The sequence below is a fragment of the Paraglaciecola sp. genome (assembly GCF_039964565.1).
Classification (GTDB): Bacteria; Pseudomonadota; Gammaproteobacteria; order Enterobacterales; family Alteromonadaceae; genus Paraglaciecola.
The window spans coordinates 187,396-202,988 of sequence record NZ_JBDVXF010000012.1 but is presented as its reverse complement, the minus strand read 5'-3'; the positions used below and the strand labels follow the sequence as shown (position 1 = coordinate 202,988).

Here is a 15,593-nt window from a genome sequence, read left to right as displayed (position 1 = left end):
TTTATCGCACCCATGAATAAGTCTATATATAAAAAACACTTAGATAGGTTACAAACCGAACTGGCCCACCTACAAGAGTCGGTGCAACTTAGCGGTCAGAAAATTGTGGTGATTTTTGAAGGTAGAGATGCCGCAGGTAAAGGTGGCGTAATCAAAACCATTACTGCCAAACTTAACCCTAGAATTGTGCGTATTGTTGCCTTAGGTAAACCCACAGAAAGAGAAACCACTCAGTGGTATTTTCAGCGCTACGTGGCGCATTTGCCTGCAGCGGGTGAAATTGTGTTGTTCGATCGCAGTTGGTACAACCGAGCTGGGGTCGAGAAGGTCATGGGGTTTTGCACTGAAAAAGAATACCAAGAATTTTTAAACACCTGCCCCTCGTTTGAAGAAACTTTAATCGAATCCGGAATTACCCTAATAAAATATTGGTTTTCAGTGTCAGATGAAGAGCAGGAAAAACGCTTTAACAAGCGCTTAACTGATCCTGTAAAACGTTGGAAGTTTTCGAATATGGACCTTGCCTCTAGAAGTAAGTGGGTTGAATATTCCCAAGCCAAAGACGCCATGTTTGCACATACCGACACCGATAAAAGCCCGTGGTTTGTAGTGGATGCTGATGACAAAAAAGCCGCCAGATTAAATTGTATTGATCACTTATTATCGAAAATTGATTATCAGCCAATTACACACCCGAAAATAACCTTGCCCGAAATTGATAGAAAAGATTACCAACGACCACCACATAACCACCAAAGGCATATTCCACAAAAATTTGCCTAAATGCAGTTTAGCTTAGCAGCTGTTCTTGGTACCATGTTGTGCAGTGGCAATGTGTATTGCCGAGCCTTTTTATTTATTTCCTTTGGATCCCTTCAATGAAAGTCATCTCTTTTAATATCAATGGCATACGTGCTCGTCTTCATCAATTGCAAGCATTAATCGACAAACATCAACCAGACATTATTGGCCTGCAGGAAATAAAAGTGCACAACGATCAGTTTCCTGTAGCCGATGTCGAAGCCATGGGCTACCACGTTTATTTCCACGGCCAAAAAGGTCATTACGGCGTAGCTATGATGTGCAAAAAACCGGCACTAGAGGTGCAATACGGCTTTCCTACTGATGATGAAGACGCGCAGCGTAGAATGATCATGGTGAGTTACCCCATGGAAAATGGCGAAACAGTACGAGTATTAAATGGTTATTTCCCGCAAGGTGAAAACCAAATGCATGAAACTAAATACCCAGCCAAACGAAAATATTATCAAGACCTCATGGGATACCTTAACGAATATCACACCCCTGATGAAAATGTGATTGTAATGGGCGACGTCAATATATCTCATACTGATTTGGATATTGGTATTGGTGAGCCAAATCGTAAACGGTGGTTGCAAACCAAAAAATGTAGCTTCTTACCCGAAGAGCGGGAATGGTTAAATACCCTTATTAACTGGGGATTGACCGATGGTTTTAGAGCATCACATCCACAAGAAGCAGAAAAATATAGCTGGTTTGATTATCGTTCAAAAGGTTTTAACGATAATCGCGGACTGCGAATAGATTTAATTTTAGCGACCTCTAAGTTACACGCCAAACTAATAGAGGCCGACGTAGACTATGAACTAAGAGGCATTGAAAAACCCTCTGATCATGCCCCTATATGGTCTGTGTTTAAGTAATCTAGGGTAGGATCATTGTGGAGCAAACTGCACATATTACTAACATACAACTAGTCGCTGTATTAGTGAGTTTAGTGATTGGTTATTTAGTTGCTAAAAAACTCATATTTTCACGGCTAATATCAGACAAAAAGTGCCAACACCTTGTGTTTGGCAGTGCCGCTAGTGTGTTTATTTTGTGGATGTTCAGAGCCGGTATCTACGAAGGGCTAACTGTGCATTTTTTATGGTTATCTGCCCTTCCCTTGTTGTTAGGGTTTCGGTGGGCCGTTTTTAGTGCTTCGCTAGCACTCCTGGGTGTGACCGTATTCGGCAAAGAGAGCGCTGATATGTTAGGGATTAACTTTTTGTTAGGGGTTTTGCTCCCCATCTCCCTTACCTATGGAATGTATAGTTTTACTTTTCACAAGTTACCTAGGCACATTTTTATATACATTTTTCTTTGCGCCTTTATTCCTGGCGCCTTGTCGATAGGATTAAAAATGTTGGTTTTAAGTGGCTACTTTTATCTTGATGGCTTATACACTTGGCAAATAATACAAGATAACTATTTAGTCCTCAGCACCTTAATGCTATTTCCCGAAGCCATGTTTAACGGCATGACTATCACCTTACTGATAATCTACAAACCTCAGTGGGTCTATACTTTTTACGATAAATTGTATTTAGATAACCAATAATCCCACGGAATACAACGAGACGTTTTAGTGACGACAGAATTTATCATTCAACTAGCGGTACTGGGCATGGTAGTAGGTTTTGCTGCTGGCTTATTGGGTGTCGGTGGTGGCGGTATTTTAGTGCCAATGTTAACCACCATGTATTTGTCTGCAGACATTGTTCCCAGCCATGCAGTGCACCTTGCACTTGGCACCTCTATGGCTTCAATTATTACCACTACCTTTTCTAGTGCCTTTAGCCATTACAAAAATCATAACCTTGACTGGCATTATGTAAAAACAATGGTGCCCTTGATAATAGTGGGGGCTATATCTACGTCCTTTTTGGTTCCCATAATAAACACTACTGCCCTTGCGATATTCTTTTCACTGTTTATGTTGAGTATTTCCCTAAGGCTATTTTTTAACAAACAACAAGTTTCAACCAAAAAATCCCAAATACCGCCACAAGTAGCGGGTTTAGGAATTGGCAGTATTTCGACCTTAGTGGCAATTGGCGGCGCAGTATTAAGCGTACCTTATTTAATGAGTCGCGGAATTGAGATGAGGCGGGCCATTGGAAGTTCGGCAGCAATTGGATTTCCGATTGCTATTTCTGGCACTATTGGTTATGCCATTAATGGGCATATTAATGTGGAAGAGCTTGCCAATAATCAGGCGATCATAGGTTTTGTACACATCCCTAGCGTTATTATTATTTCAATTTGTGGTTTTATTATGGCGCCGCTTGGAGTGAAATTGTCGACTAAACTTCCGGTAATAGTACTCAAGAAGATATTTTCAGTGTTATTAGTCTTATTAAGCGTGAGAATGTTATTGAATGTTTTACTGTAATTAATAACAGCAGCTTACGAATATCCGCAGCTGCGTCTTTATACCATCAAACTATTTGGTGCATACCCATAAAGCATGAATAATGCCTGGTACATAAAATAGTAAGCACAAAAGTATATTGATTAGTAAATCTTTACCTACGCCACTTTTTAGAAAGACCGCAATAGGTGGTAAAAAGATAGCTAAAATAATCAGTATTAGTTTACTCATGGTGTTCCTCTTTTTTTGTTTATTGTTTATTGTAGTGTTGAACCGTTGCTATTCTGTTGGATTTTGCTCAAGTACACAATATCTAGATGCCGAATAACTGTTCATCGAATATTTGGAGCGACCAAGACCCAGAATCAAAAGCGTTGCTTTAACACAGCAAAACTCGCTACTTCAGAATGACCTTAAATCGTTCACCGTCAAATTCGATCACGTCACCTGAGATTATTTTTTTGCGACGTCTAGTTTCTATTTTGTCATTGACGGACACTCGCTGTTCATCGATCGCAATTTTTGCTTCACCACCACTGGATACCAAGGCTTCAAATTTTAAAATTTGATAAAGCGCTATGGGCTCCGCATATATTTCAATAGTTTTTGTTGAACTGTTTGACACTTTTCGTTTCGCCCTTATTTTTTGTACGTAACTACCCTAACGAATGTTTTAAATATTCCCAACGGATCTTAGCAGTTACTCTCTCAATGAACACGAGTTACTGACTCTTACAGATTAACATTCTGAAAACCTGTGATTTTGATAAAACCTCGTGACAGCAAAGTTTAAAGATGCACAGGTAAAGGTTATAATCGCGCTGACATTTACTTTCCATACTCACCGAGCTGTATAGATGAAATTATTGATTAACCTTATTCGTAACCTATTGGGTGGTTTAATTGCCGCCATTGACTTTGTCACCCGTGGTTCAAAATTAAAACGCAGTGCACAAGCGCAACAACAAGTAGAGCTAGAATTACAAAAATTATCTTTGTATCAATTTTTTGCATGCCCATTTTGCATTAAAACCCGCAGAGCCATGCATAAAATGAATCTCCCAATCGTTAAACGCAATGCCTCTCAAGGCTCTCCTTTTAGAGAAGAGTTGCTTCGAGAAGGAGGAAAAATCCAAACTCCGTGTTTACGTATCGAAAATGAAAACGGCGCCCAGTGGCTGTATGAATCTTCCGAAATTATTACTTACCTTCAAAAGAGATTTGCCTAAAACCTACGGGTAAGATGCTTGCAGGCGTTTTTTAACGTCTGCTTTTGTATTTGCCTGTAAGTGCTGTTGACTCGTCACCTGATTAACTTGTATCCGATTTGCACCGTTAAACTCCATAAAGCTTAACAGAACCGGCTTGAATACCTCTATAAACTGTTCAGTCCTCTTTGTTTCTAAATGCAAATTTTGAATATGCATGACTTGGGTTTTGCGATCTACCTTTGCGTCCATTCGCCCAACAAATTGTGCCCCCCATAACAAGGGTAAACTGAAATAACCATGCTGCCTTTTATGAGGTGGCACATAACATTCAATTTGGTAGTCAAAACCAAAGATATCAGAGAGTCGTTTGCGCTGGATCACTAGGTTATCGAATGGTGACAATATATGCACGTGATCGCGACTAATCGAAAGTTTCAGTAAATCAGTGACATTGGTAAGTGCATAATAAGATTGGCCTCCAACAGTCACTAGCTGCAACTCGTTATTTTCTAGCATTTGTTGGCAGGTTTCGGTTATATGACCACGCATCCCTTTGCGTAAGTAACTAATTTGTTGGGCCGACGCAAAACCATGGGCCCGCACATAACGTTCAATTAAATAACGTTCGTATTGCGTAGCAGTTGGAATTGTGGTGTCTATTGAAGTTGGTAACACGCGCTCCGTTAAGTCATAAACTTTTTGGAAGCCTTGCCGACGAACAACCATTAATTCGCCTTCGATAAAGAGTTGCTCTAAGGCGACTTTATCAGGTTTCCAATCCCACCAGCCACTACTCTTGTGGCTGCGCTTGTGTTCAAAATCGGCGGCACGCAGAGGACCCTCTTGCTTAATTCTTTGTAATACTCGCTTTTCTGCAAGGGGATTTTTATCGCGCCAATGTTTCTCGCCTGAAGCAATAGACCGTTTTTTAGGTAATGAAAACCGATAATCTTGCATAGGCAGATAAGCAGCGGCATGAGACCAGTATTCAAAGATTTTCCGCTGTGAAATAAGTTGCTCAAGGAAATCAGTTTGATAATTTCTAACCCGAGTCCACAAGCAATGATGATGGGCCCGTTGGACCACTGAAATAGAATCTATCTGAACGTAGCTGAGTTGTTTTATGGTGGCATCGACACCACAGATACCTTGTCCAAAAGGGTTACTTTTATGTAGCCCTTGACTAACAAGGGCTAACTTACATGCCTGTTTTTGGGTCAGCTCAATAAGTGGTAAGATAACAGTGTTACCAAGGCAACACTTCGCCATTTGAATGCCAAAACGTACCTGTATTGGTTAGGTTTAGCTCTTCAATGCGTTGCATCATTCGCTCTACAGCGACGCTACTAGAAATATCACCACGGTTATTCACCATTTCGGTTTGTACGTAACCAGGGTGTAACAAAGCAACCGCTACTTGTTGTGCTTTTAAATCATGAGCCAAGGACACCCCTGCTATATTTAACGCAGCCTTAGACATACGGTAACCATAACGGCCACCAGAAGTATTGTCGGTTGCCGACCCCATTCTGCTGGTAATTAACGCTACTTTTGCTCCCTTCACTAATTGTTTTCTCAGCATCTGAGTCACCAACAATGGCCCCATTGCGTTCACTCTAAATTGATACTCAAGGGTAATGGGTGACATATGTTCTAACGACTCGTTTGCCAATACTCCCGCATTGTTGATCAATAAATCGATTTTTAGATCACTAAGTGAAGACAGTGTTTTTTCAAGGCACTCTGGGCTACCAACATCGACTTTATCTATCACTTTAGCGCCCGATTGACTGAGTTCATCACTGGTATTGCGACAAAGCCCATAAACTTTGTCTCCGTTCGCCAAGTATTGTTTTACAAACTCTAAACCAATACCTCGATTGGCTCCTGTTATAACTACGGTTGCCATAAAAATTCCTTATTTTTGACTCGCTATTAATTTTGCTAGGTCTTCTGGAGTGTCTATACCAATAGGGGGTGTCACTCGGGCTTCTTCCACATGAATTTTCTCTCCATGCCACAACACTCGAAGTTGTTCGAGAGACTCAATTTGTTCAATACCAGAGGGAGACATATTCACGTACTGTTTTATAAATCCGGCGCGATAGGCATAAATACCAATATGTCTGAAGTAAAAGTCACCTATTTCATCGATGCAATCAGAGTCTAGAAAACGCGCTCTGTCGTAAGGGACAGCCGATCGAGAAAAGTACATGGCATAACCTTGCTTATCCATCACCACTTTAACAGTATTAGGGTTAAACGCGTCTTCAACATCAGTGATACGAACTGCCAGAGTCGCCATTTCTGCTTGTTGATGACTATGTAGATTTTCAGCCACCTGAAGGATATTCTCTGCAGGGATAAAGGGCTCATCACCTTGCACATTCACAACCAACTCATGAGACAACATATTTCGTAAATCTACCACCTCCGCCAAACGTTCAGTACCGGATTCATGATGTGCTGCAGTCATACAATATTTACCACCAAAATCACTCACGGCTTTGGCAATTCTGACATCGTCGGTAGCCACTACAATATTGCTGGCGCCCGACTCTTGTGCACGTTCATATACATGTTGCACCATTGGTTTACCTTGTATTTCTACTAAAGGCTTGCCCGGAAAACGTGTAGACGCGTATCGTGCAGGTATAATGACACTAAATTGCATACTTAAATCTCTTCAATAGATATCCATAATCACTCTCAAAAGAGCATGTAAATATATTAACCAAATAAGGCCTTAAAAATATAAATCATTTTTCCAGCGTTAGTCGTTTTTTAACAGTAACTCTAAATCATCACTCGAAAGCTGTTTTGCTTCAGTTTCTAATAACACTGGGATATTTTCCCTAATTGGATAAACCAAACGGTCAAATTTGCAGATTAGCTGCGCCTGTTTATTTTGGTACAATAATTTACCCTTACAAACTGGACAGGCTAAAATATCTAATAATTTTTTATCAAAGGCCATTATTTTCTCTTACTTTGTTTTTTATTCGCGGCAACAAGCTTTAATTTATGCAAAAGTTGCGATTCAAATTGTTTAGTTAAACTAGCACTAACAGGTAAATACCAGCAATCGTCATGTGCTATCTGGGTACATTTTACAGCGTCTTTTTCGGTCATTATCACTGGACCATCAGGTATATCATCTTCTCTAAAAACATGATGATCGACAAAACTGATTTGCTCTTTTATCTTGACTTGTTTTTTATGTAAAAGAGAAAAAAAACGCTGCGGGTTGCCAATTCCTGCTAATGCAATGATTGGCAAAGTTAAACTTTTTATTGATATACTTTTATTGGGATTTTTGACATTTATGAGTCTCCCCGACTCTAGCGACATCAAATACTCAGCATTGATCACCGAACCACCGTTTAGCACTAGAAAGTCGACTGCATTTAAGCGCCAACCGCCTTCACGTAACGGGCCTGCTGGCAATAACAATTGATTACCACACCGACGTTGACCATCCATCACTACAATTTCAACGTCTCGATTTAGCGCGTAATGTTGTAAACCGTCATCACAAATAATCACGTTGCATTTATGTGCGTCTACCAGTCGCATCGCGCCTCTTGGACGGTTGGGATCCACCACTAAAGGGCAATTAATATGGCGGCGCATCAATATTGCTTCATCACCTGCCATGACGACGGAACTGTCGGCATCAACAGTCATTGGATAACTGGCTCCTTCTCCACCATATCCACGACTTAAAACACCGGGGTGGTATCCCTCTTGCCTTAAACGATTCGCTAAATAAACAACCAGCGGCGTTTTACCATTACCACCCACACTTATATTACCGACCACTATAACCGGGACAGAAATTTCAATAGAAGTCTTTAGTTTAAGTCGAAATAATACCCTACGTAACCCAGACAACCCCCAAAACAAGGCAGTTAATGGTAATAATAAAACGATAACGGGCCAATGGTACCAACTAGGTGAATACCACATATTGTCTATCCAACTCACTTGACCATGGACTCCTCACCAAACTGCATATTATACAACTGCGAATAGGCACCATTATGAGCCAATAAACTGGGGTGATTACCTTGTTCGATAATTTCCCCTGCCTCAATAACCAAAATGGAGTCAGCATTTTCGATAGTTGATAATCTGTGGGCTACCACAATACTGGTGCGGTTTTGTTGTAATTGATCTAGAGCATCTTGGATTAACCTTTCAGACTCAGTATCCAAGGCTGAAGTGGCTTCATCTAATATTAAAATCGGCGCATCCAATAACAATGCTCTTGCAATGGCTAACCGCTGACGCTGGCCGCCAGACAACATAAAACCGTTTTCGCCGACCACTGTGTCCAAACCATCGGGTAATTGTTCCAAGAATTCGGTTACATGGGCGGTTTTCGCTGCTGCCAATATTTGTTCGCGGCTAACGCTACCTTCTGAGCCATAGGCAATGTTATTGGCAATAGTGTCATTAAATAACACAACATGTTGCGACACTAACGCAAATTGCCGACGTAAGTCTTTTAGAGGAATGTCTTTTAACAACACCCCATCTAACCGTATTTCGCCAGCTTGATTGTCATAAAACCGCGTAAGCAAACTCGATATTGTCGATTTACCACTACCAGAACGTCCAACTAAAGCGCAAGTCTGTCCTGGCTTAACCGAAAAAGAGATATTATTTAGGGCAGCGGCCTCTTTATTGGGATAATGAAAAGTCACTTTATCAAACTCAATTTGGCCCTCAACACTGTCTACATTGTGAGTACCTTTATCGACTTCAACATTTTGATCTAACACTTCAAAAATACTTAAGCAGGCGGCCATCCCTCTTTGGAACTCACTATTAACAGTAGTGAGTTGTTTTAGCGGCTTGAGTAACATAGTCATAAACACAACGACACTAACAAATACACCTGGCGTCAAAGACTCCACTAAATCTGGAAAGCTGGCGACGTACAGCACAACCGCTAATGCAATAGATGCTATCACTTGAATAGACGACACACTGAGAATTCTCGCCACTATCAATTTCATATTTTGCTGGCGATTATGATTATTTCTATTTGCAAAACGTTTATCTTCGAGTGTTTGCCCACCAAACATCAATACCACTTTGTGACCTTTAATCACTTGTTCGACTCCAGAGGTTAAATTCCCCATAGCGTCTTGAATACGACGACTTACCACCCTAAAACGTTTACTCACCACAGAGACAATAACAGCCACTAAAGGACCGATAAGAATAAATATCAATGACAACTGCCAAGAATAATAAAACATCGCAATAAGCAACCCAATTACAAACGCACCATCTCTAACTAAGGTTAATAGGGCTTTTCCTGCAGCATTAGAAACTTGCTCGGTGTCATAAATAACTTTGGAAATGAGTTTGCCAGTCCCATGAGTATCGTGGAAGGCGACAGGTAGATGAATATATTGATTGAACAGCTGTTGGCGCATTTGCATCACCACGTTATTTCCAATCCATGCTACGGTGTAAGTGCCCAAAAAATTAAGAATGCCCCGAAGAATAAAAATAGGCACGATAAAATAAGCTGCCAATCTAAGGTATTCGTAGTTACCTTTGCCTAAACTGTCATCCACAATAGGCTTAAGTTGAGCAACAACCAATACGTCTATCACCGAATAACCAATCATACCAATCACTGCGATTAAGAACGCTAATTTAAAATTTTTGAGGTATACACGAAACCGTTTGAAAATGTTGCTTGGGACTTTATTGTCTAAATTGCTTTGTTTGCTCATTAAATGATTATTATCTGAAGAAGTTTAAATACCTAAGTAGTGTAACTGTTAGGGCCAAATTCCCCAACTATCAATCTGGTAATTTCTTAAATCCGAGCTAATTAGCATACCAATAGGGATACATATCTTGTCTGAAGGTTTTTACTTTAATAGCTGCTGACGAATTTGATTCAATAAAGAATGAGACTTGCCCAGAATGAGACGTGTTAAATAACCTAGGCTCAGTAGACATTTTGTATCTGTTCACTACCTCTTGCCTTGGAAACCCCCAACGATTCATGAATCCCTGACTAAATATGACATATTCAGCCCCTACAGCACCTATAAACTCGCGAGAGGATGAAGTGTTACTACCATGATGGGGAGCGAGCAAAATATCGGATTGTAATTGTTTTGGAAACATATTTACGAGCCGTTTTTCAATACCTTTATCAATGTCGCCCGGCAATAAAATACTATGGAAGTTATCAGATACCTTAATCACACAGGAACCGTTATTATCATCGTACTTTAGGGCATCGTCAGGCCAAAGCGAGGTAACGCGTAACCCTTGCCACTTTACATCCAGACCTTTTTGACAGTTTGTTTTATTGGTTAATACCTGAGGCGGTTTGATACCTTTTATTAACTGCGGCAAGCTACCTGCATGGTCATTATCACCGTGGCTAAGCATCACAAAATCAACATTACTGGTTAATCCCCGTGCCTGTAAAAGTGGCAACAACACACTGTCTGCCATATTAAAACCCGATGGATAACTGGCGCCAACATCGTAAATTATCGCGCGGTTATTCTTAGTTATTAATACCGCTACTCCCTGCCCCACATCTAAAAAATCTATCTGCCAAGTTTTCAATTGGGGGCTAAATAGATAACTGCCCAAGGGTAACAAAAGTAAGCATAGGTATCTTTTACTCAACCAAAAACTTGGTAAACATAGGCCTATCACAAACAGGAAAACACAAAGCCACACTAAAGGCGGAAATTTAGGAATGTCAAAATACGCACCATTACGGGTTACCGCAAAATCAAGAAATCTCAGTCCGTATCCTAAAATAAAATCAGCTATCGAAAACAACTGCAACGCCCATTCAGGTTCAATCGCTAAACTAATCGCAGCCATGATACATAGAGGAACCAGAATCATTGTCACAATAGGCACGGCGATTAAGTTAACGACAGGCGAAACTATAGAAATATAGGAAAACTGCCAAGCCACTAAAGGCAACATCAACAGGGTCAAACATAGCTGAATTTTGAGCAAGCCTAAAGATAGAGCCAGTAGCGAAAAGCCATCTTTGTTGCTTGGCCAGCGCCAAAATACAAAATAAATAATCAGCACCGCTGAAAAGCTCAACCAAAAACTAAGCCCAAACAGACTTAGAGGGAACATTATAATAAAAGCGCACAGTGCCCATAGTATGAGACTTTTTGGCCCTAGGTTTTTATTACTCAAGAAAAACACAGAAAACAAAAGCAACATTAACCATGCTCTTAATGTTGGCAAACCAAACCCTGCTAGGGCGGCATAGCTTAAGGTTGTCAGTAGGGTTAACAACATGGCTAAGCTATGCAAATTGATGAAATGAAAAGAGTTAAACCTACTAATCAAGGCACCAGCTATCCACCCGATCAATATGTAACTAAGACTCGCAACCAACGCCAAATGTAATCCAGAGATAGCTATTAAATGTGCCACTCCAGTGTTTTGTACTAACAGCCAATCTTCCGGCTGCAATAAACCGCGATAGCCAAAGGTAATCGCAGCGAGCCAGGCACTATTGAATAATTCAAATCCTAACATTTGATTCAGTAACCTTTGCCTAACGCTTTTGACATCCACCATCAGCTGATTTTCTGGGTGAGACTTAACATAACCGGTGGCAACGATCCCTTCACTCAACAACCATTGTTGATAGTTAAAGCCCGCTTCGTTGGCTAAACCATGAGGAGGTTTAACTTTAACTGTGAGTTTAACCTTTTGGCCCTGCTGGACTCGCCACGCAGGATCTCGCCAATTTAGTCGAAATAATCGGGAGAACGTTAGTGGTTTACCTTCGATATGTGTGACCTGTAAATTAAAACGAATATTTTGGTCGGCAATCACTAGAGTCTTTACCTTGCCTAATATTTGAACCGCGCGACTAGTTTGTTCGGAAGATGGTTGCAAAGTGTATTGCCAATGCCCTACACTCGCCATCCAGACTATGCCGAATAAAAAGCAACCGAGGTGTTGATATTTTCTTATTATTAGGCAAGCACAAAATAGTATTAATATAGTGATATCGATGGAAGGCAAACTAGTCCACAATAACGACGTGAACGAAGCGGCTATGAAACTGAGAAGTTTACTGTCCATTGTTACTGGTATATGCGATCCGTTGCTGCATGAAATTAAAGTATAGAGAACTATTCTGAAAAAGTTTATTAAGCGCTTTCTGCCCAGCCCCCAAAAAGTTAAAGACCAAAAAATTCTCGCTGTATTTGGGACTTTACTGCATGATCCTAATCTTTGGCATTTGAACCGACGCTCTGCATCTGGTGCCTTTGCAGTAGGTTTATTCTTTGCCTTTTGGCCGATACCTTTTCAAATGTGGTTAGCCGCAGCTATGGCAATTCCACTGCGAGTAAATTTGCCATTATCTGTGGCCACAGTATGGATCACCAATCCTTTTACTATGCCTCCTATTTTTTACGGCGCCTATTTAGTAGGTACAACTGTACTGGGCTCACCAGAAAGGAAATTTAGTTTTGAGTTAAATTGGGACTGGGTTGTTCAAAGTATTGAAACCATAGGCCCTGCGTTTATCGTTGGATGTATAATTTGTTCTATAGTTTTTAGTGCCATCGGGTATTTTAGCTTAAATTACCTGTGGCGATTATCAGTTAAAAAGGCATGGAAACAACGCATTCGGAAGCGTTTTCCATCCACCTAAAAATCTACAATCAGTAAGTCCAAAACAACGCCCTAGGATATTTCCACGCTTTTTCACGTACTAATATTTACACACTTTTGAAGTGCTCATTGGGACTCACTAGGCAGCGTTTCTTCTAATTGTTGGCCTGAATCACTTGAAAAAACAATATAGGCCATTGCTCCACCATACATGTCTAACAAAGCATGCAGAATAATCGGAACAATAAGTGAGTCTGTAAAAAGGTAAATCAACGCCATAGTTGCTCCCACAATTGCCGTTCGCAAGATGTGAATTGGACCTTGATATATATGTGGTAACCCAAAAATGAGACTCGAAATGATCACGACCATATAGGTTGGAAAATAGCCTCCTAGCACGTGCATTAAATACCCTCTAAATAGTATTTCTTCACAAATCCCCGCTGTAATTGACAGTCCGAAAATAAAATAACGCGCCTCTCTAGGATTAGACGGTGTCATCCATTGAATGTAGGCTAGTTGCTTCCTAATGGTTGGGTGTTCTGTAGTGTTGTTCTTGAGTTGTTTGAGTGAAAATAAAAAATATCCACAAAGCACTAACACACCAACCATACCAAGCAAATTAGGCAGGTCTATTTGCCATTTTAAACCGATGTTATCTAATGAAAGAGTGGTTTGATTGGTAAGCACCATCAATACCATTACCGGTAAAATAAGATGTAACATCCAACTTTTATACATGCCAAGACGCAATGAAGGTTGCGCAATAACACTTTGCTTTTCTTGTTTGTAAGTCAAAAATATGTATAGGGGATTCAAGATAAAATATCCCCACAATAGATACTCTAGATATGCCATATTGTTTCTCTCATTATTTACTTAGTTATCAGAATCTAGTGTAAAGTGAAAAACTACGTAAATTAATGGTATGCTATTTTACAAATAGCAAACTAAAAGATTATAAACTCACTTTATGTTTAAAACTGAAACATTAATTGCCTTTGCTCTTGTAGCAAAACATCGTAGCTTTACATTAGCAGCCAATACGCAAGGGCAAACGCCCATGGCAATGAGTAAACAAGTTTCACAACTTGAAAAACGCTTGGGTGAGCCTTTATTTGAACGCAGTACCCGCAAAATCAGACTAACTCAGTTCGGCCAAGAATTTTTACAGCGAGTACACGCAATTCTGGCGCAGCATGATGCTATTGAGCATTGGCTTGAGTCTCGACAAGGAGAGTTTTCGGGAACCTTAAACATTGTGACCCAGTCATCGCAAACTTATGACGAAACCGTTTTCCCTTGGTTGGCAGAATTCCATCAATGTTATCCCAACATAGAACTCGTTTTTGAAGTACAGGAAAGTATTATAGATATCGACAAAAACCCTTATGATATTTATTGGGGGATTGATGAATATTTAGGAATGCAACACCCGTCACTGAAACGTAGGTCTCTATGGAAAGCACAACTAGGTATTTTTGCGTCACCGAAATATCTAGCAAAATTCGGTACCCCACTCACCCCCGACGACCTCAAAGATCACAGGGTGATTAGTCATCCTCACAGCGATCCTAGTAACATTCTTATTGTCAATAAGACCGCTAATAGTCAGCAACATGAAATGGAATTTGTCACTTTAAACGCGCCGATGAAGACCGTTTCTGGGCAATCAAAGTTTGCGGTACTAGGCTTAGGGCTAATCAACGCTTTAGTGGACAACAATGATATTAAAGCCTACCTAGCTAACCATCAATTGCTGCCAGTATTGGAAGAATATTGGTTTTCATCTGCAGAAATTTATATTTATTATCATCAAGTTAAACTTGAACAGCCTAAAGTTCGCGCTTTTATTGATTTTTTTCTGTCGAAAAGAAAATATTGGTAACCTATTCGTTAATAGTCAAGGTAATTACACCTATAGCTAAACATCAAAAGGGTATCGACGGGCCATTTCATCAAAGGACAGTTGAATCAGTTCACTGAGAACGTGCTGATCGACATCACTTAATTTATTAATATACAAACAAGATTTGCCAGTCTTGAACTTACCAAGCTGTTGCAGTTTTTCTTCAAACTCACTGAATCCCACCATAATATACAATGCCAAGTTTTGTTTCCGTGGAGAAAAACCGGTGCGCATAGATTGATGCGTTGTTTTATCTGCCGTTTGGTAACGGTAGCTACCGTACCCAATTATGCTACTTCCCCAGAGTACAGCCTGTTGTTTAGTTACTTTCGCAAATATATCCAATAATTGAAGAGCATCAGTTCGACGTTGTGGGTGTGCTATTGTTTCGATAAAATCCAATGCACTCTTTTGTGTAGGTTGTGTTTTATTATCTGCCATAAGCTTTCCAATTAATGCAGTAACAGCGCTATACAATGATAGCACTTTCATTTCTAAACTAAGTGATTGTTAGCTGCATAATCACCCAATCAACAAGAATACGTTGATCAATTTGCTGTCGCTTAACTTGTGTAATGGGCCCTAAATTCTCAATTAGGCGTTAGCTACTGCTGCCCCCAGAATTAAGTACCTGAACTCCACC

Annotated in this window: 18 protein-coding genes; 7 read left to right on the top strand and 11 right to left on the bottom strand. The window is 40.2% G+C overall.

The window, feature by feature from the left end; all coding sequences use genetic code 11:
- Positions 1–12 precede the first annotated feature (12 nt).
- The 4 genes from ppk2 (at position 13) to ABJK37_RS07275 (ending at position 3,199) form a co-directional block, all read left to right on the top strand.
- Entirely contained in the window at positions 13–783 is a 771-nt protein-coding gene (ppk2, locus tag ABJK37_RS07290) for a polyphosphate kinase 2 (RefSeq protein WP_348351582.1), read from the top strand.
- Positions 784–878: 95 nt separating this feature from the next.
- The gene (gene xthA, locus ABJK37_RS07285) at positions 879–1,685 is read left to right on the top strand and encodes an exodeoxyribonuclease III (RefSeq protein ID WP_348351580.1); all 807 of its coding nucleotides are present in this window, start codon (positions 879–881) and stop codon (positions 1,683–1,685) included.
- Positions 1,686–1,702: 17 nt separating this feature from the next.
- On the top strand, positions 1,703–2,365 hold the full coding sequence (locus ABJK37_RS07280) for an energy-coupling factor ABC transporter permease (protein ID WP_348351578.1): 663 nt from the start codon (positions 1,703–1,705) through the stop codon (positions 2,363–2,365).
- A gap of 27 nt (positions 2,366–2,392) precedes the next feature.
- On the top strand, positions 2,393–3,199 hold the full coding sequence (locus ABJK37_RS07275; RefSeq protein ID WP_348351576.1) for a sulfite exporter TauE/SafE family protein: 807 nt from the start codon (positions 2,393–2,395) through the stop codon (positions 3,197–3,199).
- 51 nt (positions 3,200–3,250) lie between these two features.
- On the opposite strand, the gene ABJK37_RS07270 is transcribed toward ABJK37_RS07275, so the two are convergent.
- A complete protein-coding gene (locus ABJK37_RS07270) occupies positions 3,251–3,409 on the bottom strand; it encodes a YqaE/Pmp3 family membrane protein (RefSeq protein ID WP_215925997.1) in 159 nt (52 codons plus the stop codon).
- A gap of 166 nt (positions 3,410–3,575) precedes the next feature.
- Positions 3,576–3,803 carry an RNA-binding S4 domain-containing protein gene (locus ABJK37_RS07265; RefSeq protein ID WP_348351573.1) on the bottom strand — a complete coding sequence of 76 codons (228 nt, stop codon included), beginning with the start codon at positions 3,801–3,803 and terminating at the stop codon, positions 3,576–3,578.
- A 232-nt stretch (positions 3,804–4,035) separates the two neighbouring features.
- Between ABJK37_RS07265 and ABJK37_RS07260 the strand changes: the two genes are divergently transcribed.
- Complete coding sequence (locus ABJK37_RS07260) at positions 4,036–4,407, top strand: glutathione S-transferase N-terminal domain-containing protein (protein ID WP_348351571.1); 372 nt, start codon at positions 4,036–4,038, stop codon at positions 4,405–4,407.
- A 3-nt stretch (positions 4,408–4,410) separates the two neighbouring features.
- On the opposite strand, the gene ABJK37_RS07255 is transcribed toward ABJK37_RS07260, so the two are convergent.
- The 7 genes from ABJK37_RS07255 to ABJK37_RS07225 all read right to left on the bottom strand — a co-directional run bounded on the left by ABJK37_RS07255 (position 4,411) and on the right by ABJK37_RS07225 (position 12,504).
- Positions 4,411–5,658, bottom strand: a complete 1,248-nt coding sequence (locus tag ABJK37_RS07255) for a crosslink repair DNA glycosylase YcaQ family protein (RefSeq protein WP_348351569.1) — start codon at positions 5,656–5,658, stop codon at positions 4,411–4,413.
- A complete protein-coding gene (locus ABJK37_RS07250) occupies positions 5,636–6,298 on the bottom strand; it encodes an SDR family oxidoreductase (RefSeq protein ID WP_348351567.1) in 663 nt (220 codons plus the stop codon). The genes ABJK37_RS07255 and ABJK37_RS07250 overlap by 23 nt, the downstream gene beginning before the upstream one ends.
- A 9-nt stretch (positions 6,299–6,307) precedes the next feature.
- Positions 6,308–7,063, bottom strand: a complete 756-nt coding sequence (gene kdsB / locus ABJK37_RS07245) for a 3-deoxy-manno-octulosonate cytidylyltransferase (RefSeq protein WP_348351565.1) — start codon at positions 7,061–7,063, stop codon at positions 6,308–6,310.
- 99 nt (positions 7,064–7,162) lie between these two features.
- The gene (locus tag ABJK37_RS07240) at positions 7,163–7,366 is read right to left on the bottom strand and encodes a Trm112 family protein (protein WP_348351563.1); all 204 of its coding nucleotides are present in this window, start codon (positions 7,364–7,366) and stop codon (positions 7,163–7,165) included.
- Positions 7,366–8,376 carry a tetraacyldisaccharide 4'-kinase gene (gene lpxK, locus ABJK37_RS07235; RefSeq protein ID WP_348351561.1) on the bottom strand — a complete coding sequence of 337 codons (1,011 nt, stop codon included), beginning with the start codon at positions 8,374–8,376 and terminating at the stop codon, positions 7,366–7,368. Before lpxK ends, ABJK37_RS07240 begins: the two co-directional genes overlap by 1 nt.
- Positions 8,373–10,145: a lipid A export permease/ATP-binding protein MsbA gene (gene msbA / locus ABJK37_RS07230; RefSeq protein ID WP_348351559.1), complete on the bottom strand. Its 1,773-nt coding sequence runs from the start codon at positions 10,143–10,145 to the stop codon at positions 8,373–8,375. The genes lpxK and msbA overlap by 4 nt, the downstream gene beginning before the upstream one ends.
- A gap of 97 nt (positions 10,146–10,242) precedes the next feature.
- Complete coding sequence (locus tag ABJK37_RS07225) at positions 10,243–12,504, bottom strand: DNA internalization-related competence protein ComEC/Rec2 (protein WP_348351557.1); 2,262 nt, start codon at positions 12,502–12,504, stop codon at positions 10,243–10,245.
- A 52-nt stretch (positions 12,505–12,556) separates the two neighbouring features.
- Here ABJK37_RS07225 and ABJK37_RS07220 point away from each other — a divergent pair, with 52 nt between their 5' ends.
- Complete coding sequence (locus tag ABJK37_RS07220; RefSeq protein ID WP_348351608.1) at positions 12,557–13,081, top strand: DUF2062 domain-containing protein; 525 nt, start codon at positions 12,557–12,559, stop codon at positions 13,079–13,081.
- A gap of 86 nt (positions 13,082–13,167) precedes the next feature.
- Here the strand turns inward: ABJK37_RS07220 and ABJK37_RS07215 are convergent, their stop codons facing one another.
- Positions 13,168–13,899 carry a CPBP family intramembrane glutamic endopeptidase gene (locus ABJK37_RS07215; protein ID WP_348351555.1) on the bottom strand — a complete coding sequence of 244 codons (732 nt, stop codon included), beginning with the start codon at positions 13,897–13,899 and terminating at the stop codon, positions 13,168–13,170.
- 115 nt (positions 13,900–14,014) lie between these two features.
- On the opposite strand from ABJK37_RS07215, the gene ABJK37_RS07210 reads away from it, so the two are divergent.
- A complete protein-coding gene (locus ABJK37_RS07210; protein WP_348351553.1) occupies positions 14,015–14,929 on the top strand; it encodes a LysR family transcriptional regulator in 915 nt (304 codons plus the stop codon).
- Between the two features lie 36 nt (positions 14,930–14,965).
- On the opposite strand, the gene ABJK37_RS07205 is transcribed toward ABJK37_RS07210, so the two are convergent.
- Positions 14,966–15,391 (bottom strand): DUF1801 domain-containing protein, encoded by a 426-nt coding sequence (locus ABJK37_RS07205; protein ID WP_348351551.1) that lies wholly within the window; start codon positions 15,389–15,391, stop codon positions 14,966–14,968.
- Positions 15,392–15,593: the final 202 nt, after the last annotated feature.